Here is a 20,486-nt window from a genome sequence, read left to right on the forward strand (position 1 = left end):
CCGTGCGGCGGATAGGCGTGGTCGGGGCCGGAACCATGGGCACCGGCATCGCTCAGGTGGCGGCTCAGGCGAAGTTCGACGTGCTGCTCTACGACGTTGATCCCGCGGCGCTGACGCGCGCCCTCCGGCGTGTGGAGGCCGACCTGGAGCGCCACGTGGCGCGGGGCCGGCTGACGCGGGAGGAGGCGGCCGAGGCCGTGGCCCGCATCACCACCACGACGGCCCTGGGCGACTTCGCCCGGGCGGAATTCGTCATCGAGGCCGCACCGGAGGAGCTGGAGCTCAAGCGCGGGCTGTTCGAGCGGCTGGACCGGCTCTGCCGCACCGAGGTGGTGCTCGCGACCAACACCTCGTCGCTCTCGGTTACGCAGATCGGCGCCCTGGCCGGCCGCCCGGAGCGGGTGGTGGGGATGCACTTCTTCAACCCGGTTCCCGCCATGCGCCTGGTGGAGGTGGTGGCGGGCGACGCCTCCGGCGAGGCGGCGCTGCAGGCCGCCGAGGAGCTGGCCCGGGCCCTGGGCAAGGAGCCGGTGCGGGTGAAGGACACCCCGGGGTTCATCGTCAACCGCGTCGCCAGGCCGTACTCGGGCGAGGCGCTGCGCCTCCTGGGCGAGCAGGTGGCCACCGTCGCGCAGATCGACCGGATCGCCCGGCTGGCCTGCGGCTTCCGCATGGGGCCGTTCGAGCTGATGGACCTGGTCGGGCTCGACATCAACTTCGCGGTGCACCGGTCGGTCTTCGAGCAGTACTTCGGCGAGCCCCGGTTCCGGCCGCACCCGCTGCAGGAGCGCATGGTCAAGGCCGGCCGGCTGGGCCGCAAGACCGGGGTGGGGTGGTACTGCTACGAGGACGGGACGACCGTGGGCGGTCCCGAGCCGGCGCGGTACGCGGCGGCGCCGACTCCCCGGGTGCCCGAGGTGAACAGGGTGGCCGTTCTGGGCGACCCCGACCTCGCGGACCTGACGGCCTCGGCAGGCTACCGCCTGGTGGACTGCTGCGCCGACGCCGACCTGATCGTGCTGGCCGGGCCGGAGCTGCTGGAGGGGCGGCAGCCGGACCCGCGGGTGGTGGTGCTGGTCGAGGCCTCCACCCGGTCGACCACGGAGATGGCGGGCCGCATGGTCAACCCGGCGCGCCTCGTGGGCTACGGGGGCATCCCCCGGGTGAGCCGGCGGCAGCTCGTGGAGGTGGCGCCGGGACTCCGCACGGACCCGTCCGCCACGGACCTGGCCGTCCGCTTCTTCCACTCCCTGGGCCGCGACACCGAGGTGGTGGCCGACGGCCCCGGGCTGGTGGCGGCCAGGCTCCTGGCCTGCCTCGTCAACGAGGCGGCCTTCGCGCTCCAGGAGGGCGTGGCGACGGCCGCGGGCATCGACGCCGCCATGCGCCTGGGCGTGAACTACCCGAAGGGCCCGCTGGAGTGGGCGGACGAGATCGGCCCTGACCGGGTGCTCGCGGTGCTGGAGGGGCTCCAGCAGCAGACGGGCGAGGAGCGCTACCGCGCCGCGCCCTACCTGCGGAAGCGGGTGCAGGCCGGGCTCGGGATGCGCGCATAGGCAGACGGACGCGCAAAGCGGGGGTCCCGCGCCGGCTGTGCGCCGGGGCGGGACCCCCATCGCCGCGATCGGGACCTGGCTCAGGCCCGCTTCATGATGACGCCTTCCAGGGTGTTGGCCACGGTCTCCACCTGGTCCGTGGCCTCTTCCAGCGTCTCGTAGATCTCCTTCATCGTCACGAACCGGATCGGGTCGGACGCGGCCTGGTCGTACAGCTCGGAAAGCGCCAGCCGGAGCTCGTCGTCGCCGTGGTTCTCCAGCGTGTTGATCTGCCGGATGCGCTCGCCGATGTCGAAGAGCTTGCCGCCGGCCAGCAGGTCGATGGCCGCGACCAGTTCGGTGGCCTGTGCCCGCAGGATCTGGGCGAAGGCCCGGAAGTGCTTGTCGCTGTTCTGTACACGGTAGATGCCGATGCGTGCGGCTGCCGCCTCCATCGCGTCGACGACGGAGTCGATGGCCACGCCCAGCGCCGCCAGGTCCCCCCGCTCCAGAGGGGTGGCGAAGGTCTTGTTGATCCGCTCAAAAAGGCTATGGGTGAGCTCGTCACCCTTTGACTCCAGGTCCTTGATCGCCGGCCCCAGTTCGGAAAACAGCGCGGGGTCCTCCAGCAGCCTGCCCAGCATGGCGGCTGCCTGCGCGGCGTTCTCCGTGGCCTGCCGGAGCAGCTCGTAGAACTGCTGGCTCCTGATGTTCCCAAACAGCATCATCGGCCGGTCCCCCTTCTCTGTCTGGTCGGGACGCCTCCATTATACTACCTTCCAAGCCGCTGGAAGAGCCAGAACAGCAGGGTCAGGCCCAGGCTGAGCAGGAGGCTGGTGGCCACCGGGAAGTAGAAGGTGAAGTTTCCCCGACGGACGACGATGTCTCCGGGCAGCCGCCCCAGGCCGGGCAGGAAGCGCTCGATCAGGGCCACCGCTCCGCCCACGACCAGCAGCAGCGCCCCGATGGTCATCAGCGTGCGTCCCATTCACACAGACTCCCTTCAGTGCTCGTACTGCGTATAGCGGATGTCTGCCAGGTCCCCGACGACCCGGCCCAGGATCCAGGTCTCGACGGCCAGCAGGGCCATGAGGGCCGGGAGGAAGGCGGGGCGGGCGACGAGGTAGATCAGGTAGGCTGCGAGGATGGTGACCAGGGAGATCCCCGTGTTGGCCAGCAGGGCCAGCAGGGAGTTGTAGTTGCCCTTCATCGCCTGCTGGGGGTCGGTCCAGTCGAGGTGGGGCCGCATCACGTCGATCAGCAGCCCGGTGTAGCCGGAGAGGGCGCCGGTGAGGAGGCCGCCCACCACGACCACGGCCAGGTTGCGCGGGGTGGCCAGCCCGAGCCAGGCCATGCCCGTGGCGAGCACCACGATGTTGAACAGGATGAAGAGCATGCAGTGCAGCAGCTTGGCGTGGATCTGCAGCCGGGGCGGCACGGGCAGCGAACGGCTGATCCAGAACCAGCGCCCCTCGCGGCTGATGGCCGAGGTCGGGATCGACGAGGCGGAGTTGACGAAAAGCAGGATGCCCAGCAGCACCACCGGCGTCCAGGGCGCGTTGGCGAAGCGGGAGAAGTCCAGCTCCTGGAAGGGTCCGCCGGCGCTAGCCAGCGGGATGAAGGCGAAGATGGGGATCAGCAGGGGTGCGACCACGCCGGACATCAGGAAGGAGGGGGTCCGGTTGAGCAGCCGGATCTCCCTGAGCAGGAGTGCGCCGAGCGGGGTGCGCACCTGCCCCGACTTCTGGGCGAGGTCGGACCGGCTCACCCGGCGGCCGGACGATGCGCTCTCGTCGCCCCCCAGGAGCCCGCCGAAGAAGAGCCGCTCCGCGCCGACGACGAGAAGGGCGAGGGCAGCCGCAACGGTGCCGGTGAAGAGGAGGAAGGCCGGGATGCCGAGCGCGGGGCTGCCCGCCTGCAGGGCCTGCGTTCCCCACACCGAAGTGACCGCCCAGCGGGAGAAGCCCTGCACCAGCGGCTGCTGCTGCTCGATGATCCGCTGGATGTCGGCCGCACCCACGCTACCCTGCTGGAAGCGGTTCGCGAACTGCATGACGAGCGCGAAGCCGATGCCGATCAGCGCGCCGAATACCCGGAAGAGGTCCCGGTTGCGGCGCAGGTTGGTGACGCGCATCAGCACGAGGCTGAAGAGCGCCGACAGCACGAGGGGCACCACCGGCAGCATGAGGAAGATGAGCACCGCAAACGGAATGTAGAGCGGGCCCACGTCGGCCAGCGCGCCATAGACTGCCAGTGCGGGCACCACCACCGGGGCCATGGTGAGGTACTCGCCCATGATGATCGTGGCCAGCTTCGCCAGGGCGATCTCGCCGGGCCGCAGGGGGAGCGGGATCAGGTGCTTCAGATCCTTGCTGAAGTAGAAGACGGAGATGACGTAGAACACGCCGAAGACCAGGCAGAGCAGCTGGCCCGCCGTGAGGGCGACGGTGAGCGTGAGCTCGGGCCGCCCGAACAGCTTCAGGCCCTGATACAGACCGATGTACCCCACCGTCATCATGGTCAGGAACGGGATGAAGGCAAGGACGAGCAGCGGGATCAGGAGGAGTCCCAAGCGGGACCGGGTGCCGGACATGCGCTCGATGCCGCCCCGCAGGCTCTGGATCAGCTGCACCCGCAGCAGTGGCCAAACGTTCCTCATCGCTCGGTCAGCTCCAGGAAGATGGACTCGAGGGTCTCGCCGGTCTGGCCCTGGCGGAGCTCATCCAGCGTGCCGCACGCGATGATGCGGCCCCGGTCGATGATCGCCACCCGGTCGCAGAGGCGCTCCGCCACCTCCAGCACGTGTGTGGAGAAGAAGAGCGTCCGGTTGTTCCGGGTGTGCTCCACCATCAGCTCCTTCAGGCGGTGGGAGGAGCGGGGATCGAGGCCGACCATCGGCTCGTCCAGCACCCAGACGGGCGGGTTCCGCATCAGTGCCGAGATCAGCACCAGCTTCTGCTGCATGCCGTGGGAGTAGCTCTCGATGCGGTCGAAGAGCGCGCCCGTGAGCTCGAAGGTGTCCGCGAAGCGCTCGATGCGCTCCTGCCGCTCCCGGGGGGGAATCCCGCACACGTCGGCGATGAAGTTGAGGTACTCCAGGCCCGTCAGCTTGTCGTAGACCTCGGGCGTGTCCGGCACGTAGGCGATCTGGCGCTTGGCCTCCAGCGGCCGGGCCGCCACGTCGTGGCCGCCCACCCGGACCGTGCCGGAGTCGGGCCGGTGCAGCCCCACGATCATCTTGATCGTCGTGGTCTTGCCGGCGCCGTTGGGGCCAAGGAAGCCGAAGATCTCGCCCGGGCGCACCGTCAGGCTGAGGTTGTCCACGGCGATCTTCTTACCGTAGCTCTTGGAGACGTTGATCAGCTCGATCACGGGAATAATCCCTCCCAGCGAATGGGGGCATGAGTTCCGACTTCAACGGGGACCAGCCACTTCCTGCCGGGGGCGCAGGTGCTGTCCGTCTCTAAGACCCCCGGGCGGCGGTGAATGGTTCGGCGCAGTTGGCGGGCTTCGGCGTGCACCAGGGTTGAGGAACAGCCCGAATACACGTAAAATGGCATGTTAGAGTCCTGCGCGGCAGGCGGTGGCCAGGGCCGGGTGCAGGGAAGTGGCCACGCCCGCAGAAGTATCAAGCGCTGCAGGGACGATGGGCCAGAGGGGGGATCATGGGCGTGGACGCCTTTTCTTCAGCCTTGATCGCTGCGCTGGACAAGGTGCGCCCCGCGGTGGTGCACGTCTATGCCGTCACGCCCAGGACGGGGCAGATTGCCCTGGGCACCGGGGTGATCCTTGACCACTACCACGTGATCACCACCGCCCAGGTGGTGGCCCCCGGCGACGAGATCACGGTGAAGACCGCGGACGGCAAGCGCAGGCGGGCCGAGTGCGTCGGCCTCGACCCCCTGTACTTCCTGGCGATCCTGCGCCTGGAGGAGCGGCTGCCCGTGGACCCGCCGACCTTCGCACCCGACGGGACCACGCCGGTGGGGCTGTTCGTGGTCGCCGTGGGGTACGCGCTGGGGATGGAGCACACCGCCACCCACGGGATCATCAGCAGTTCGGACCGCACGGTCTACCGCCCCAAGGGGCGGGGCCGGGGCAATGTGCCGGTGGACGGGCTGTTGCTCACCAGCGCCGCCATCCACCCGGGGAACACGGGCGGGCCGCTGGTGGACCTGGAGGGCCGCGTGGTGGGCATCAACGGCATTCCCTGGCAGGGCGGCGTGTCGCTGGCGCTTCAGGCGGCGGTGGCGGCGCGGGTGGCCAGCCAGATCATCGACCACGGTTACGCGGTACACCCGTGGCTCGGCTTCTCGGGCGAGCCGGACGTGATCGACGACATCTGGGTCGAGATGCTGAACCTGCCCGGCAACCGCGGCCTGGTGGTGCAGCACGTGCAGCCCGACGGCCCGGGGCAGCGGGCCGGCGTGGAGGAGATGGACATGGTGATGGCGGTCGACGGCCGACAGCCCGTCACCAGCAGCGGCATGATCCGCAAAGTCCTGTCCAGCCACAGGTACGGCGACCGCGTGCCGCTGACGGTGCTGCGGCAGGGCGAGCTGATCGAGCTCTACCTGCCCGTCGAGGAGGTGCCTGGCCTCCAGACCATCGGGCTCGGGGACGACGAGGAGTCGCCCCTGCGCGAGGACGACGACGATTGAAGGCGGGGCCACCGCGTCAGCAGGTGGTCCCGTTCCCCTTGTTGGGTTCGCGCCCGGGTTCACCGAGCTTCCGCAATTGTGCGGATAGCCCTTTCTGTCTAAACCCAAGTACCGATTCCCTAGCACGACCGTCACAGTTATGATGAAGCCGGGGGGATCGGCATGACGAAGGCTGCCCGTACCCTGTTGCTGGGTCACTTCGGTTCGGGAAAGACCGAGGTGGCCGTTTATTTTTCTCTTTCGCTGTGCACAGGGCCAAAGCGCCCCATGCTGCTGGACCTGGATTTCATCACGCCCTACTACCGGGCGCGGGACGTGGCCGACGAACTGCGCGCCGCGGGCGTGGAGGTCGTGCTGCCGGAGGGCGACCTGTGGCGTTCAGACCTTCCGGTGGTGACCCCGCGCGCCGCCCAGGCGCTGATGGCGTACGAGGGCCCCGTCGTGGCCGACATCGGCGGTGACGAGGGCGCGCGCGTGGTGGGCAGCCTGCACGGGCGCCTGCAGGCCGGCTCGTACGAGGCGTACATGGTGGTCAACCCGTACCGGCCGGGAACGGGGTCGCCGGAGCAGGTGGCCCGGTACGCGCGCTGGCTGGAGGAGGTCGCGCGCATCCGGTTCACCGGGCTCATCAACAACGCCAACCTGGGCCCGCTCACCCGCCCCGAGCACGTGCTCGCTGGACTGGAGCAGGTGGAGGCCGCCGCGCGCCTGCTCGAACTGCCCGTTCGCTTCACCGCGGTCCGCGCCGACCTCGCGGCCGAGTTGCCGGGGCTGGACCTGCTCCCGCTTCAGCTGCGCATGCGTCCGCCCTGGGAGAGCTCGCTTGCCGTCCTCTAGCTTGCGGTTGGATGCCGGGTGAACAACGCATGGAGAAGGGGGTATTACGGTTGCGCACGATCCTGCTGGAACTGAACAAGGACCGCTGCAAGGGATGCGAACTCTGTACGGAGGCCTGCCCGCGAGAGGTGCTGGCCATGGGTTCGCAGATCAACGCCCTGGGGTACAGGGCGGCCGAGGCCATCGCCCCGCAGAAGTGCACCGGCTGCCGGGCCTGCGCGCTGGTCTGCCCTGAGGTCGTCTTCACCATCTACCAGACCGCCTAGGAGGGGATGCCCCATGGAACCCATGATGACGATGATGAAGGGCAACGAGGCCCTGGGCGAGGCAGCCATCCGGGCGGGGTGCCGCTTCTTCTTCGGCTATCCCATCACGCCCCAGTCGGAGCTGCCGGCTTACATGGCGCGCCGCATGCCCGAAGTGGGCGGCACGTTCCTGCAGGCCGAGTCCGAGCTGGCCGCGGTGAACATGCTCCTGGGCGCGTCGGCGGCCGGAGTGCGCGCCATGACCTCCTCGTCTTCGCCCGGCTTCTCGCTGAAGCAGGAGGGCATCTCGTACATGATCGGCTCGCAGCTCCCCTGCGTGGTGGTCAACATCATGCGCGGCGGGCCCGGCCTGGGCAATATCCAGCCGTCGCAGGCCGACTACTTCCAGGTGGTGAAGGGCGGCGGGCACGGTGACTACCGGATGATCACCCTGGCGCCCTCCACGGTGCAGGAGCTGGTTGACCTGACGATGCTGGCGTTCGACCTGGCTGACGCCTACCGCAACCCGGTGGCCCTGCTGGGCGACGGCCTCCTGGGCCAGACGATGGAGCCGGTCTCCTTCCCGCCCATGCGGGAGCCCGCCGACGACAAGGACTGGGCGCTGACCGGCGCCCGGGGGCGCGCCAAGCGCGTCATCACCTCGCTGGAGCTGAACCCCGAGGGGCTCGAGGCGCTCAACTTGAAGCTGCAGGCCAAGTTCGCCGCGATGGAGGCGAAGGAGACCCGGTGGGAGGAGTACCGCTGCGATGACGCCGAGCTGGTCGTGGTGGCCTACGGCACCTCCGCCCGCATCGCCCGGGCGGCCGTCGACGCCGCCCGCAGCACCGGCCTGAAGGTGGGCCTCTATCGGCCGATCACGGTCTGGCCGTTCCCGCACGAGGGGCTCGCCCGCCTGGCCGACCGCGGCGTGCGGCAGTTCCTGGATGTCGAGATGTCCAGCGGACAGATGGTGGAGGACGTGAAGCTCGCAGTGCTGGGCCGCGCGCGCGTCGACTTCTACGGGCGCCTGGGCGGCATGGTTCCCACTCCGCGGGAGATCCTCAGCGAGATCCAGAAGCTGATGGGAGGAGAGGCGTAATGAAACTGCTCGCCGGCATGCCCCAGGCGATGTCGCCTGTCGTTACCCACTACTGTCCGGGGTGCAGCCACGGCGTGCTGCACCGGATCGTCGCCGAGCTGATCGATGAGCTGAACCTGCGGGAGCGCACCGTCGGCGTGGCGTCCGTGGGCTGCTCCGTCCTGGCGTACAACTACTTCGAGACGGATTTCGTGCAGGCGCCACACGGCCGGGCCCCGGCGGTGGCCACGGGCATCAAGCGGGCCCGCCCGGAGCTCTTCGTCTTCACCTACCAGGGCGACGGCGACATGGCCGCCATCGGCACGTCGGAGATCATCCACGCCGCGGCCCGCGGCGAGAAGATCACGGCGATCATGTACAACAACACCATCTACGGGATGACCGGCGGCCAGATGTCGCCGACCACCCTGATGGGCGCGGTGACCGCGACCACGCCGTACGGGCGGCGGGAGGAGAACGGCCAGCCCTACCGCATGGCCGAACTGCTGGCGCAGATGCCCGGCTCGGCCTACGTCGCCCGGACCCACGTGGCGGACGTGGCCAACATCGTCAAGACCAAGCGGGCGATCAAGAAGGCCTTCGAGGCGCAGCTGAACGGTCTGGGCTTCTCCATGGTCGAGGTGCTGGGCAACTGCCCCACCAACTGGGGCGTGACGCCGGCCGAGGCGAACCGGTACGTCCTGGGCGACATGGTCGCCTACTTCCCGCTGGGCGAGTTCAAGGACGTGACGAAGGAGGTGCTGGCGGGTGTACGTCCATGAGATCCTGATCGCGGGCTTCGGCGGCCAGGGCGTGCTGACCGCCGGCCAGCTGCTCGCCTACGCCGGCAACCTGGAGCGGCAGCACGTCTCCTGGGTGCCGGCCTACGGCCCGGAGCAGCGGGGCGGTACCGCCAACTGTTCCGTGGTGATCTCCGACCAGCCGGTCGCCTGCCCGATGGTCTCCGAGCCCACGGCCTGCATCGTGATGAACCAGCCCTCGCTGGAGAAGTTCGAGCGCACGGTGAAGCCGGGGGGCACCCTCGTCGTCAACACCTCGCTCTGCACCACGCCGGCGACCCGCACGGACATCACCGTCGTGCCGGTGCCCGCCACGGACCTGGCGATCCAGCTGGGCAACGCCCGGTACGCCAACATGGTTGCGTTGGGCGCGCTGCTGGCCGTGGTCCCGCTGGTGCAGGTGGAGTCGATCCTGACCGTGCTCCCCAAGGTGATGGGCGAGGACAAGGCCCGCTTCGTGCCCGTGAACCGCGAGGCGCTCGCGGCCGGCATCATGGAGGCCCGTAAGGTGCTGACGGTCTAGCTGAAACAGGGTACGGGGGCGGAGGGCTGCTCACGAGCCCACCGCCCCCCGCAGGTGGTCGGCCAGCATGGCCACGAACTCCGAGTTGGTGGGCTTGCCCCGCACGTGGTGCACGGTGGCGCCGAAGAGACGCTGCAGGTCGTTGATGTCGGCCCGCCCCCATGCGACCTCGATGGCGTGGCGGATCGAGCGCTCCACCCGGTTGGGCTGCGTGCCGTGCAGCCGCGCAATGTGCGGGTACAGCTCCTTCGTCATCCCGCACGTGCTCTTGTTGCTGCTCAGGACGTATTGCACGGCGTCCTTCAGGAAGCGGTAGCCCTGCAGGTGGGCGGGCACCCCGCTGCGGCGCAGCAGTTCCGCGATGGTCCGGGGGCTTGGCGTCGCACGCCCCGCTGACCCGCCCTGCAGGCTGGCGGGATGACCGGAGACCAGCAGGGCGCGCTCCGCCACCAGCTCCGGCGGGCAGGGGCGGAGCAGGCAGTAGGTCGCGCCGTTCTCGTAGTAGTGCTGCACCAGGCGGTCCGAGGCGCACGAGAGCAGCAGGAGCACGTTGGGACGCTGGCCGGGTTCGAGCTGGGCCAGGACGCCCAGGCCGTCCAGATGGGGAAGCACGTCATCGAGAATCAGCAGGTCCGGGCGCAAGGACCGCACCAGCTCGACGGCCTCCAGGCCGTGGCGCGCCTCGCCCACGAGGGCGAACTCCGACATGCCGTCGAACTGGTCCATGAGGCGCTGGCGCTCCTCGTAGTTGTCATTGGCGATAACCACGGTGGTCCGGCCTTCCACCATGTTGCGAACCCCTCCTTCTCCACAGGAAGAAATCCTTACTTCTGGTTTGAAACACCTTCCAATTCCTGTGGAAAATTGCAGGAGACCGACGGCCGCCAACATGGGATGGCCCGAGCAAGATTAGCTATAAAACATCTGGCGCTTGGCAACAGATCGTGATACACTGAGAGCGAATTGAATACCGGCGACCTTTAAGACAGTCCTGTGAGACTGGCAAGGTCACATGGTGAGGTACGCCCTGATGCGGTGTGCCTGCCACGCGACTTCTTGCCTCGCCGGTAAGGGGTCCTTTTTTATGCGTCGCAGGAACACTACGTTTCAGGGGGTATGTGAGATGGCGGCTCCGACAGCGAATCTCTCCACGGCGAAGCGGTTCACCCTGGGTCTGCAGCACGCGGCGGCCATGTTCGGCGCCACGGTCCTCGTCCCGATGCAGACCGGGCTCCACCCCAGCGTGGCTCTCCTCACCGCCGGCCTCGGCACGCTGCTCTTCCACCTGGTGACGCAGCGGAAAGTGCCCGTCTTCCTTGGCTCCAGCTTCGCCTTCATCGCCGCGATCCAGGTCGTCGGCAAGAACGAGGGCCTGGAGTACGCGACGGGCGGCATCATCGCCGCCGGACTGCTCTACCTGGTGCTGGCCGGGCTGGTCTACCTGTTCGGCGTGGACCGGGTGCGCAGCTTCTTCCCGCCGATCGTGGCCGGACCGATGATCATGGTCATCGGCCTTACGCTCTCGCCGGTGGCCGTGAGCATGGCCTCGGCCCACTGGTCTGTCGCCGTGATCACGCTGCTGGCCGTCCTGCTGACGGCGATCTACGCCAAGGGGTTCTTCAAGCTGCTCCCCATCATGTCGGGCATCATCGTGGGCTTCGTGACCGCCATGGCCTTCGGCCTCGTGGACTGGAGCACCGTCGCCGCCGCCGACTGGTTCGCCGTACCGCCGGTGATGGCGCCCAAGTTCAGCCTTTCGGCCATCCTGACCATCGCCCCGCTCTCCCTGGTGACGATGGTTGAGCACATCGGCGACATCACCACCAACGGCGCCGTGATCGGCAAGGACCTGATCCGCGATCCCGGACTGCACCGCACGCTGATGGGCGACGGCCTGGCCACGGCCCTGGCCGGCCTGCTCGGCGGCCCCGCCAACACCACCTACTCCGAGAACACGGGTGTGCTGGCGGTCACCAAGAACTACGACCCCGCGATCATCCGCATCGCCGCCTGCGTGGCGATCGTCATGGCGTTCATCGGCAAGCTCGGCGCCGTCCTCCAGGCGATCCCGACCCCGGTCATGGGTGGCATCTCCATCGTCCTCTTCGGCATGATCACCTCGGTGGGCATCCGGCAGGTGGTGGATGCCCGGGTGGACTTCGCCAACAACCGCAACCTCGTGATCGCTGCCGTCATCCTGGTGCTGGGCATCGGCGGCGCGGTGATCCCGCTGCCGGGCGGTCTCCAGCTGAGCGGCATGGCGCTGTCGGCCCTGGCGGGCGTGATCCTGAACAAGCTCCTGCCCGAGCGCATCGCCCCGGAGGCCGAGGCGGTCCTGACCGGCGCAGACGACTGAGCGACTGCGGGGCGGGGAGCGCCCCGATACGAGAAGGCGCGGCACTGTGGGTGCCGCGTCTTCTTGCGTGATCATATCAAACCTACTTTACCTTTTCGTTTATAGCGTTAATCAGGTCCGCAAGGCCGCCCGCGGGGTCGCCCCGGCGGGAGCGGGCGAGGTACTGGTTCTGCACCATCTCCAGCATCTGCTGGAGGGAGATCTTCCGATCGAAGACCAGCGCGCCCATCGCGAAGCGGATGTTGTAGTTGTCGGCCGGGAAGATGACGAGCAGGATCTCGTTCTTGCCCGGGTAGCCCTGCTCCGCGAGCATCTGGTCCAGGTAGGCGGTCTTGTCCATCTCGCGGGGTGCGTCGGCGATGACGATCGTGTACGTAATCGGCGTCTCCGCCTTCAGCGCTGTCCTGAGCGCCTCCTTGTCGCCGGGCAGGTCCGGCACCTCCGGCTCGTTGCCGCCGGGCGTTTCAGGGGGAGTCTCCGCGGTCGGCGGGTTCGGGTTGTCTGTGGGCGGCGGGGGCGGCGAGGGCTGCGGCTCGGTCTGGGTCGGTGGCGGGTCCGGAGCAGGCTGCTGCGCGGAACCGCAGCCGCTGACCAGGAGCGCTGCACTGAGCACGATGGCTGCGGCGGTCAGCCACACAGGTCGACGCATGTTGAGAGACACCCCCTTGACGGTCTTACTAGATATCCTAACGATCAACAAGGTCATTAGGTTACGCACGGCTACACCCAAAGTACCCATCGATGAGACCTCAAATCCACCACGTCCTCTATTCCGCCGCACGAACGGCAGGGTTACCATCAGAAGCAAAGCGGGGTGATCGTGCTGTTCAACCTGGAAAACCTGCTGAAGGTCGTAGATCCCGATCCCGTCCGGCTCGATCCGCAGGCGTGCCTTGTGGCCAGGCACCGGAACTCACACTGCCGCCGTTGCATCGAGGCCTGTCCGCGCAGCGCGCTGCGCCTGGAGGAGGGCAGCGTGCGGGTCGACGCGGCGGCCTGCGATCGCTGCGGACTCTGCTCCGGGGCGTGCCCGACGGCCGCGGTCGCCGTTCGCGGCATCGACGAAGCTGCGGTGCTGGCCGCGGGATCGGTTCATTGCGAGAAGGCGACCGGCGGAGGGCTGCGGCTGCCCTGCCTGGGCTACCTCTCGGCCGATCACCTCCTGGCGATGGCATCCCGGCATCCCGAAGTGCTCCTGGCCTGCGGCGACTGTGACGCCTGTCCGCGGCAATCCGGCGGCGAGCGGGCCCGAGAGGCCGTCGCGCTGGCCCGCGCGGCGCTGTCTGCGCTCGGGCTGCACCGCACCATCCGGCTCACCCAGCAGTCCGGCGGGGGCGCCTCCGGGCAGAGCCTGAGCCGGCGCGACCTGCTCGGCCTGTGGCGGACCGAGTCGGCACAGGTGGCCCGCCAGTTCCTACCCGAGCCGGAGCTGAACCACGCCCGCCTCCCGGCGCGCCTGCCCGAGCGGCGCAGGCGCTGGATTCGGCAGGTGGGGGCCGACCGGGTACCGGGCGGCACGATGCCCGGGGGCCCGTGGGCGGCGCGCCGGGTCACCGACGCGTGTACGGGCTGCGGGATCTGCGCCAGGTTCTGCCCCACGGGCGCGCTGGCGGACGGCGGGGCTGACGGCACGTGGGAGCTCACCCACCAGCCGGCGGCCTGCGTGGCCTGCGGCACCTGCGCTGAGCTGTGCCCGGTGCGGGCGGTGGGCGAGGAGCCCCTGAGTGTGCAGGCGCTGGCCGGCGGCGACCGGAAAGCCCTCATCACCCTCGCGGCGCGGGCCTGCCGCACCTGCCGGCGGACCTTCAAGGGGCGTCCCGAAGACGATCAGTGCCCCAACTGCCGCAATTCCGTCTGGTTTGCGTGAGCCGCCACCCCACATAGTAGACCATCCGGCTGGGTTTATCCAGCCGGATTTTCGTCCACAGCCCCTCAGACCAGCACGACGCGGTAGTGCCTCAGCCAGGTCTCCAGCTGGATCAGCCATGCGAAGTACTGCGGGCCGCCCATCAGCTGCCCGAACCAGGGCAGCCCCGTGGCCTCGTGCTCCTGCCGCGCCAGGGCGCGCACGCGGTCGGCGCGCACGATCTCATGCAGGCGGCACTGCGGGTCGTCCAGCAGCGCGAGGACCCGGTCGCGCACAGCCCGGAAGTAGCCCGGGTTGTGCGTCTTGGGGAACGGGCTCTTGCGCCGGTTCCGCACCGCCTCCGGAACCACCCCTTTCAGCGCCTCGCGGAGGATGCCCTTCTCCCGGCCGCCCCAGGTCTTGATCTTCCACGGGATGTTCCAGACGTACTCGGCGAGGATGTGGTCGCAGAAGGGAACGCGGGCCTCGAGCCCCGCGGCCATCGACATGCGGTCGTTCCTGTCCAGAAGAGTCGCCATGAACCATGTCAGGTTCAGGTAGAACATCTCCCGCACCCTGGCCTCCTCCGGGTCCTCGCCCGGCAGACGCGGAACCCGCGCCAGGGTTTCGGAGTAGCGCTGGGCCACGTACTCCTCGGCCGTGATGTTCCCCGTGACGCCGGGCTGGAGCAGGGCCGCACGCTCGGCGAGTGAGCGCACCCACGGGAAGGAGCTGCCCTGCTGCAGCGCCGGCTGGCGGAACCACGGGTAGCCGCCGAAGACCTCGTCTGCGCACTCGCCGGAGAGCACGACCGTGGCCCCCTTCTTGATCTCGCGGCAGAAGAGGTAGAGCGAGGCGTCCACGTCGGCCATGCCCGGCAGGTCCCGGATGAGCGTGGCCCTGGTCAGCGCCTCGACCAGCTGCGGCGTGTCGACGACGACGTCGTGGTGGACCGTGCCCAGGCTCGCTGACATGGCCTGGACGAAGGGCCTGTCCGGGTCGGGCTGGAAGGCGTGGGTCCTGAAGTAGCGGTCATTGCCAGCGTAGTCGATCGACCAGGTGTGCAGCGGGCCGCGGCCCTCGGCTGCGAAGGCCTCGGCGGCGAACGCTGTGATGGCGCTGGAGTCCAGTCCCCCGGAGAGCAGAGTGGCCACGGGCACGTCGGCCACCAGCTGCCGGTGGACCGCCGCACGCAGCAGATCCCGCACCCGTTCGGCCGTCTCGGCCGGACCGTCCTCGTGGGGCCGGCTCTCGAGCCGCCAGTAGGCCTGCGTGCGCATGCCGCCGGAGTCGAAGATCAGCCAGTGCCCGGGCAGGAGCTCCCGGACGCCCCGGAACACGCCGTGCCCGGGGGTGCGCGACGGCCCGAGGTAGAGGACCTCGGCCAGCCCCTCCGCATCGACCTCGGGCCGGACCAGCGGGTGCGCCAGCAGCGCCTTCAGCTCGGAGCCGAACAGGAGGGACTTGCCAATCGTCTTATAAAACAAGGGTTTCACGCCGAACCGGTCGCGGGCCAGGAAGAGGCGCCGTTCGGCCTCGTCCCAGACCCCGAACGCGTAGATGCCGTTCAGCCGCTCGGTGCAGGCGGGTCCCCATTCCATGTAAGCGACCAGCAGGACCTCCGTGTCTGACTGCGTGGTGAACACGTGCCCCCGCGCAATGAGCTCCTCCTTCAGTTCCCCGGTGTTGTAAAGCTGCCCGTTGTAGGTGAGTACGTAGGTGCGGTTCCCCCTCTGGCGGACCATGGGCTGGACCCCTCCGACCAGGTCCACCACCGCCAGGCGGCGGTGCCCGAAGGCGCAGTGCCCTGAGCACCAGGTCCCCCGCGCGTCGGGCCCCCGTTCAGCCAGCGTGGCGGCCATCGCCTCCACCACCGGTTCCTGCCGGGAGAGATCCGCCTCCAGGTCGACCCAACCGACGATTCCACACATGCGCGCTGTTCCCCCCCGTCCCGGCTGAATACTCCATGGTACTCGCCGGCGTCGGGTTCTGCCCCTGACATGGACTGTCGTCGTATGGTTCCGAAACCCCGCGTGAAAGGGAGGATGCTGGGTGACGGCTGTGTTGAACGAGACCTGGGACCTCGATGTCTTCTTCCGCGGCGGCAGCAGCTCGCCGGAGCTGCTGGCGCAGCTGGACCAGGTCGAGCGCGATCTGGCGGACCTGATGGAGGAGGCCCGCAACCTGACGGCCCGCCCGGAGGACTGGGTGGGTTTCCTGGACCGGCTCCAGGGGGCGGTTGAGCGGTTCAGCGAGGCGGCCAGCTTCGTCTACTGCCTGATGTCGCAGGACGTGCGCGACCGGCAGGCCGTCGTCCTCTTCGGCCGGGTGCAGCAGAGCGCGGCGGCGGTCCGCTCCATCAACGCCGTGATGGAAGGCCGCATCAAGACCTTCGCCGACGACGAGTGGCAGGCCCTCGTCAGCCACCCCAGGCTCGCCCCGGTGGCGTTCGCCCTGAACGAGAGCCGGCGGCGGGCGGCGGACCAGATGGAGACCAGCCGCGAGCTGCTGGCCAACGACCTGGCCGTCGACGGCTACCATGCCTATGAGACCCTGTACACCACCGTGGTCGGGCGCATCACGATCCCCTTCGATGGAAAGGAACTGTCGGTCGGACAGGCCTACAACCGCTTCTCCGACCCCGACCGCGCGGTGCGGCAGGCGCTGTTCGCCAGGTGGGAGGAGGCCTGGGCGAAGGAGGCCGATCTGATCGCCCACGCCCTGAACCACCTGGCCGGCTTCCGGCTGGGTCTCTACCGCCACCGGGGCTGGCAGTCGGTGCTGAAGGAGCCGCTGGAACTGAACCGCATGCGCCAGGAGACGCTGGAGGCGATGTGGTCCGCGGTCGCCTCTGCCCGGCCTGCGCTGCGCCGGTTCCTCGACCGCAAGGCCCGGCTCATCGGGGCGGAGAGGCTGGCCTGGTACGACCTGGACGCCCCCGTGAACCAGGCGACCCGGAACGTGAGCTACGACGAGGCTGCGGCGTTCATCGAGGAGCAGTTCCGCCAGTTCAGCCCCCGCATGGCCGATTTCGCGGCGCACGCCTTCCGGAGCCGCTGGCTGGAGGTGGAGGACCGGCCGCACAAGGCTCCGGGCGGTTACTGCACCTCGTTCCCCCGGAGCAAGGTGAGCCGCATCTTCATGACCTTCAGCGGCGACCCGGGCGGCGTCTCCACCATCGCGCACGAGCTGGGCCACGCCTACCACTCCAGCCTCATGTTCGACCTGCCGTTCCTGGTGCAGAACTACGCCATGAACGTGGCGGAGACGGCCTCCACCTTTGCGGAGCTGATCGTCTCGTCCGCGGCCATACGTTCGGCGGCGTCCCGGGAGGAGAAGGTGGCCCTGCTGGGCGGCCGGCTCGACAATGCCGTTGCGCTGCTGATGAACATCAACGCCCGCTTCCTGTTTGAGACCCGGTTCTACGAGCGCCGGGCGAAGGGGCTGCTCTCGGTGGCGGAGCTGAACGCGCTGATGGAGGAGGCTCAGCGGGAGGCCTACGCCGACGGCCTTGGGGTCTACCACCCGCTCTTCTGGGCCTCCAAGGGACACTTTTACGGCACCGACCAGCCCTTCTACAACTTCCCCTACACGTTCGGCTTCCTGTTCAGCGCCGGCGTCTACGCCCGGGCGATGGCAGAGGGGCCGGCCTTCGAGGAGCGTTACGCAGCCCTCCTGCGCGACACGGGCCGCATGACGACGGAGGAGCTGGCCCAGCGCCACCTCGGCGCGGACCTGACCCGGCCGGAGTTCTGGGAGGACGCCCTGTCGGTGGTGCTGGACGACGTGAAGGAGTTCCTGCGGTTGACCGCCGAATAGGCTGGGCAGCTCCTGGTCGATTCTGGTAAGGTAAGGACAGGGAGGTGATCTGGGTGGAGGTGGTCGCCCTGGTCGGGCCGGCGGGCAGCGGCAAGAGCCACCGCGCCCAGATTGTGGCCTACCAGAACCAGTGCGAGTTCATCGTGGACGACGGCCTGCTCATCGACAAGGACGGCAAGATCCGCGCGGGCACCAGCGCCAAGCGGGAGGACAACAAAATGGCCGCGGTGCGGCGGGCCATCTTCCTCAACGAGGACCACCGGGAGGAGGTCCGCACGGCGCTCTGGTCGCTGAAGCCCAAGCGGGTTCTGGTTCTGGGCACCTCTGACGACATGATCGTCCGGATCTGCGAGGCGCTGGACCTGCCCCACCCCGACCGCACGATCCGGATCGAGGAGATCGCCACGCCGGCGCAGATCCGCCTGGCGCAGCGGAAGCGGCACCACGAGGGCAAGCACGTGATTCCCGCACCGACGTTCGAGGTGAAGAAGACCTTCTCGGGATACATGGTCGACCCGCTGCGCTACTTCTTCAAGCGTGACCACGGGCTCGACCCGGTGACCCTGGAGAAGTCGGTGGTCCGGCCGACCTTCTCCAGCCTGGGCAGATTCTTCATCGCGGACACGGTCATCGCCGCCATCGCCACCCGGTCGGCCGAGTCCGTCCCGGGCATCGGCAAGGTGGGCAAGGTCGTGGTGGAGAGCCGCCGTGAGGGCGTCCTGGTGGACATGGAGGTCCTCCCGCGCTACGGCTTCCAGGTGTTCGAGGTCCTGAAAGCGGCGCAGCGGGCCGTGGCGGACCAGATCGCCTACATGACCGAACTCAACGTGCTCGAGGTGAACGTGGAGGCCCGGCGCCTCCTGGTGGAATAAGCAAGAGCCCCCTCGCAGGCCCGTCCGGGGACCGTGCAGGGGGCTCTCTACTTGGGCGGAGTATCCTTCTCGACCTTCCGGGGAGGGGCGGGCCAACTCTGCCGCCCCGGCGAGACCGCCTCGTCCTGTTCCGGCGGCACGGGCCAGACGCGTGCCAGCACGGCCAGCAGGCTGGTCAGGTTTCCCTGGAAGGTGAGGGTGCCGTGGCTCTCGCCAGGCATGCCGCTGATGACGTTGAGCATGAGGGCCACGTCCATGCCGTCCAGGTTGCCCTCAGCCTGCACGTCGCTCTCCAGCAGGTTGATGGGGGTCTCACAGATCCGCATCTTTCGCTTTCGGCAGGCGTTCAGCAGCGCGTCCTTTCCCTCGAGCACCGGTCTCCCTCCTCGCCGGATCATTAGGATGTCATTATAACGACTCTTACACCAGGATAACAGCCTTGTACCAGTAGGAATGTGTTGGTACAATGTACGCAGCGTGCTGAACCGCGGAGCGGATCAGCACGCTTTAGTATAACCGCACCAATCCGGTGCCGGGGCGGCATGTACGCTCCGGCACCGGGGGATGAACGCAGCAGGCAGCACGGGGAGGGGGTGGGGAGGGGGCGAGAGCCCCCTCCCCACTTGGAATCAAACGGCATGTACGCCCCGACACCGGGGAAGAACGCAGCGGGCAATACGGAGACGAAGTGGGTAGGGAGGGCGGGAGCTTCCGCCCCTCCCTACCCCTAAGCCATCCTAGATGACTCTTGGGAGAGCTCCTTACAAGCTTTTGAGCCCCTGGAGACGCGCCCATATGTTTGGTCAAGACACATCGCAACCTACCCAAATTACAGTTCGCCACGCGACTCCTTTGGATGTTCTGGCCCCTCATATCTTATTAATTCTCCAACTCTCTGCGGTAGCACTAAGGGGCTCCTCTCTTTAGGGGTATCCCAGACCATGCCATGCAGGACGGCAGGCCGATTGCTTGTTAAGACCATGACGTTACTCACTCGTGGATCAGCCGTGGCGGTGTACACAAGACTAGTGAGGACAGCTGTTGCCCACCCAGTTCCGCCCTCAAATCCCTCCAGTTGTTCGTCGAACTCAAGGATCGCCGTTCTTCCATCTATACTCACGTTCAACAACTCAGGAAAGGAACCAATTCCACTGAACAATCCAGCATCAGGAACCCCAGCAACGAGGGCTTCGATAGCCCCCCGTAGAGGGTCGACACTGGCTGGTATGAGCACTTCAACGGGTTGCAGAAGATCGGTCGTCAAATAATCCCAGTAGTAAACAACCACGATCTGCCCGGGTACACCGCTTGTAAGGTCGATGTGACTGCGCCTGAAATTGAGGAGGCGTGAATGGGATTCTTCAAGCCTTTGTACTCTTTCATTAAGATCTAGAAGCTGCTTCTCAATACTGTCATCCATGTGCTCAAGAGATGATTTCGGTTGCGCATTCGGAAGTGGAGTGCTGCAGCCCGCAACGAGTATCGCTGCCATTATGACCAAGAGGAGTCGCCCAAGCAAACTCGTCTGTCACCTCCGACGTGGTATTCCTACTAAGAATGACGCAAGGGTGACTCAGTCAGTTTCTGAGTCGCCCTTGCGATTAGGCTAGCTATTCAGGACTTGCTGCCAATAGCGAGGATATAGTCCCGAATCCCTTCGTAGATGGCACGAGCTTCGAGGGCCTTGTTCGAGGCCTGAGCGATGAACTGATCGTCGCTTGGGTTACTGTCTAACGCCGCGATCAGTTCGCCAGAGCCTGTTAGCCCCCGCATCATTTGCCATGCGATACCGGTCATCGGTAGTGGTGTAGAAAGCATTTGGGCTAGGAGCCTGTCTGAGTAAGCCAGTTCTGTAGGAGCAAAAGGGTTGGGTGTCCAATGTCTTCAGCATGAGCAAGAAGACGTATCGACCGT

At 67.7% G+C, this 20,486-nt stretch carries 20 protein-coding genes; 11 read left to right on the top strand and 9 right to left on the bottom strand.

What is annotated here, in order from left to right; genetic code table 11:
• Nucleotides 1–2 precede the first annotated feature (2 nt).
• Complete coding sequence (locus J2Z79_RS07285) at nucleotides 3–1,556, top strand: 3-hydroxyacyl-CoA dehydrogenase (RefSeq protein ID WP_209466207.1); 1,554 nt, start codon at nucleotides 3–5, stop codon at nucleotides 1,554–1,556.
• Nucleotides 1,557–1,636: 80 nt separating this feature from the next.
• Here J2Z79_RS07285 and J2Z79_RS07290 read toward each other — a convergent pair whose 3' ends face one another.
• The 4 genes from J2Z79_RS07290 to J2Z79_RS07305 are packed head-to-tail and all read right to left on the bottom strand — an operon-like array spanning nucleotide 1,637 to nucleotide 4,907.
• Complete coding sequence (locus tag J2Z79_RS07290; protein ID WP_209466208.1) at nucleotides 1,637–2,263, bottom strand: DUF47 domain-containing protein; 627 nt, start codon at nucleotides 2,261–2,263, stop codon at nucleotides 1,637–1,639.
• A 44-nt stretch (nucleotides 2,264–2,307) separates the two neighbouring features.
• Nucleotides 2,308–2,523 carry a DUF2905 domain-containing protein gene (locus tag J2Z79_RS07295; RefSeq protein WP_209466209.1) on the bottom strand — a complete coding sequence of 72 codons (216 nt, stop codon included), beginning with the start codon at nucleotides 2,521–2,523 and terminating at the stop codon, nucleotides 2,308–2,310.
• Nucleotides 2,524–2,538: 15 nt separating this feature from the next.
• The gene (locus J2Z79_RS07300) at nucleotides 2,539–4,194 is read right to left on the bottom strand and encodes a putative ABC transporter permease subunit (RefSeq protein WP_209466210.1); all 1,656 of its coding nucleotides are present in this window, start codon (nucleotides 4,192–4,194) and stop codon (nucleotides 2,539–2,541) included.
• On the bottom strand, nucleotides 4,191–4,907 hold the full coding sequence (locus J2Z79_RS07305; protein ID WP_209466211.1) for an ABC transporter ATP-binding protein: 717 nt from the start codon (nucleotides 4,905–4,907) through the stop codon (nucleotides 4,191–4,193). The genes J2Z79_RS07300 and J2Z79_RS07305 overlap by 4 nt, the downstream gene beginning before the upstream one ends.
• A 299-nt stretch (nucleotides 4,908–5,206) precedes the next feature.
• Here J2Z79_RS07305 and J2Z79_RS07310 point away from each other — a divergent pair, with 299 nt between their 5' ends.
• From J2Z79_RS07310 to J2Z79_RS07335, 6 genes are all read left to right on the top strand, one after another.
• On the top strand, nucleotides 5,207–6,196 hold the full coding sequence (locus tag J2Z79_RS07310) for a S1C family serine protease (protein WP_209466212.1): 990 nt from the start codon (nucleotides 5,207–5,209) through the stop codon (nucleotides 6,194–6,196).
• A 267-nt stretch (nucleotides 6,197–6,463) separates the two neighbouring features.
• Nucleotides 6,464–7,033, top strand: a complete 570-nt coding sequence (locus tag J2Z79_RS07315; RefSeq protein WP_209466213.1) for a hypothetical protein — start codon at nucleotides 6,464–6,466, stop codon at nucleotides 7,031–7,033.
• Between the two features lie 50 nt (nucleotides 7,034–7,083).
• Nucleotides 7,084–7,299: a 4Fe-4S binding protein gene (locus J2Z79_RS07320; protein ID WP_245302385.1), complete on the top strand. Its 216-nt coding sequence runs from the start codon at nucleotides 7,084–7,086 to the stop codon at nucleotides 7,297–7,299.
• Between the two features lie 13 nt (nucleotides 7,300–7,312).
• The gene (locus J2Z79_RS07325; RefSeq protein ID WP_209466215.1) at nucleotides 7,313–8,377 is read left to right on the top strand and encodes a 3-methyl-2-oxobutanoate dehydrogenase subunit VorB; all 1,065 of its coding nucleotides are present in this window, start codon (nucleotides 7,313–7,315) and stop codon (nucleotides 8,375–8,377) included.
• Nucleotides 8,377–9,138, top strand: a complete 762-nt coding sequence (locus tag J2Z79_RS07330; protein ID WP_209466216.1) for a thiamine pyrophosphate-dependent enzyme — start codon at nucleotides 8,377–8,379, stop codon at nucleotides 9,136–9,138. The genes J2Z79_RS07325 and J2Z79_RS07330 overlap by 1 nt, the downstream gene beginning before the upstream one ends.
• Nucleotides 9,125–9,679, top strand: a complete 555-nt coding sequence (locus J2Z79_RS07335) for a 2-oxoacid:ferredoxin oxidoreductase subunit gamma family protein (RefSeq protein ID WP_209466217.1) — start codon at nucleotides 9,125–9,127, stop codon at nucleotides 9,677–9,679. The genes J2Z79_RS07330 and J2Z79_RS07335 overlap by 14 nt, the downstream gene beginning before the upstream one ends.
• A gap of 30 nt (nucleotides 9,680–9,709) precedes the next feature.
• Here the strand turns inward: J2Z79_RS07335 and spo0A are convergent, their stop codons facing one another.
• Nucleotides 9,710–10,468: a sporulation transcription factor Spo0A gene (gene spo0A, locus J2Z79_RS07340; RefSeq protein ID WP_209466218.1), complete on the bottom strand. Its 759-nt coding sequence runs from the start codon at nucleotides 10,466–10,468 to the stop codon at nucleotides 9,710–9,712.
• Nucleotides 10,469–10,802: 334 nt separating this feature from the next.
• On the opposite strand from spo0A, the gene J2Z79_RS07345 reads away from it, so the two are divergent.
• Nucleotides 10,803–12,035, top strand: coding sequence for a uracil-xanthine permease family protein (locus J2Z79_RS07345; RefSeq protein ID WP_209466219.1), 1,233 nt, complete (start codon nucleotides 10,803–10,805; stop codon nucleotides 12,033–12,035).
• 82 nt (nucleotides 12,036–12,117) lie between these two features.
• Here J2Z79_RS07345 and J2Z79_RS07350 read toward each other — a convergent pair whose 3' ends face one another.
• Nucleotides 12,118–12,684 carry a hypothetical protein gene (locus J2Z79_RS07350; protein WP_209466220.1) on the bottom strand — a complete coding sequence of 189 codons (567 nt, stop codon included), beginning with the start codon at nucleotides 12,682–12,684 and terminating at the stop codon, nucleotides 12,118–12,120.
• A 165-nt stretch (nucleotides 12,685–12,849) separates the two neighbouring features.
• On the opposite strand from J2Z79_RS07350, the gene J2Z79_RS07355 reads away from it, so the two are divergent.
• On the top strand, nucleotides 12,850–13,902 hold the full coding sequence (locus J2Z79_RS07355; RefSeq protein WP_209466221.1) for a 4Fe-4S binding protein: 1,053 nt from the start codon (nucleotides 12,850–12,852) through the stop codon (nucleotides 13,900–13,902).
• Nucleotides 13,903–13,967: 65 nt separating this feature from the next.
• Here the strand turns inward: J2Z79_RS07355 and asnB are convergent, their stop codons facing one another.
• On the bottom strand, nucleotides 13,968–15,812 hold the full coding sequence (asnB, locus tag J2Z79_RS07360) for an asparagine synthase (glutamine-hydrolyzing) (RefSeq protein WP_209466222.1): 1,845 nt from the start codon (nucleotides 15,810–15,812) through the stop codon (nucleotides 13,968–13,970).
• A 121-nt stretch (nucleotides 15,813–15,933) separates the two neighbouring features.
• On the opposite strand from asnB, the gene J2Z79_RS07365 reads away from it, so the two are divergent.
• Both J2Z79_RS07365 and J2Z79_RS07370 read left to right on the top strand, forming a co-directional pair.
• Entirely contained in the window at nucleotides 15,934–17,700 is a 1,767-nt protein-coding gene (locus J2Z79_RS07365) for a M3 family oligoendopeptidase (protein WP_209466223.1), read from the top strand.
• Between the two features lie 53 nt (nucleotides 17,701–17,753).
• Nucleotides 17,754–18,572, top strand: a complete 819-nt coding sequence (locus J2Z79_RS07370; protein WP_209466224.1) for an Asp23/Gls24 family envelope stress response protein — start codon at nucleotides 17,754–17,756, stop codon at nucleotides 18,570–18,572.
• Between the two features lie 47 nt (nucleotides 18,573–18,619).
• Here the strand turns inward: J2Z79_RS07370 and J2Z79_RS07375 are convergent, their stop codons facing one another.
• Together J2Z79_RS07375 and J2Z79_RS07380 are read right to left on the bottom strand one after the other, a co-directional pair.
• A complete protein-coding gene (locus J2Z79_RS07375) occupies nucleotides 18,620–18,946 on the bottom strand; it encodes a hypothetical protein (RefSeq protein ID WP_209466225.1) in 327 nt (108 codons plus the stop codon).
• 455 nt (nucleotides 18,947–19,401) lie between these two features.
• On the bottom strand, nucleotides 19,402–20,091 hold the full coding sequence (locus J2Z79_RS07380; protein WP_209466226.1) for a GerMN domain-containing protein: 690 nt from the start codon (nucleotides 20,089–20,091) through the stop codon (nucleotides 19,402–19,404).
• Nucleotides 20,092–20,486: the final 395 nt, after the last annotated feature.

Source organism: Symbiobacterium terraclitae, assembly GCF_017874315.1.
Taxonomy (GTDB): Bacteria; Bacillota; Sulfobacillia; order Symbiobacteriales; family Symbiobacteriaceae; genus Symbiobacterium; species Symbiobacterium terraclitae.

Bases quoted from the DNA above. Each gene is read 5' to 3' on its own strand.
- J2Z79_RS07295 (WP_209466209.1), bottom strand. From the start codon at position 2,523: ATGGGACGCACGCTGATGACCATCGGGGCGCTGCTGCTGGTCGTGGGC.
- J2Z79_RS07290 (WP_209466208.1), bottom strand. From the start codon at position 2,263: ATGATGCTGTTTGGGAACATCAGGAGCCAGCAGTTCTACGAGCTGCTC.
- J2Z79_RS07315 (WP_209466213.1), top strand. From the start codon at position 6,464: ATGCTGCTGGACCTGGATTTCATCACGCCCTACTACCGGGCGCGGGAC.
- J2Z79_RS07325 (WP_209466215.1), top strand. From the start codon at position 7,313: ATGGAACCCATGATGACGATGATGAAGGGCAACGAGGCCCTGGGCGAG.
- J2Z79_RS07330 (WP_209466216.1), top strand. From the start codon at position 8,377: ATGAAACTGCTCGCCGGCATGCCCCAGGCGATGTCGCCTGTCGTTACC.
- J2Z79_RS07345 (WP_209466219.1), top strand. From the start codon at position 10,803: ATGGCGGCTCCGACAGCGAATCTCTCCACGGCGAAGCGGTTCACCCTG.
- J2Z79_RS07350 (WP_209466220.1), bottom strand. From the start codon at position 12,684: ATGCGTCGACCTGTGTGGCTGACCGCCGCAGCCATCGTGCTCAGTGCA.
- spo0A (WP_209466218.1), bottom strand. From the start codon at position 10,468: ATGGTGGAAGGCCGGACCACCGTGGTTATCGCCAATGACAACTACGAG.
- J2Z79_RS07300 (WP_209466210.1), bottom strand. From the start codon at position 4,194: ATGAGGAACGTTTGGCCACTGCTGCGGGTGCAGCTGATCCAGAGCCTG.
- asnB (WP_209466222.1), bottom strand. From the start codon at position 15,812: ATGTGTGGAATCGTCGGTTGGGTCGACCTGGAGGCGGATCTCTCCCGG.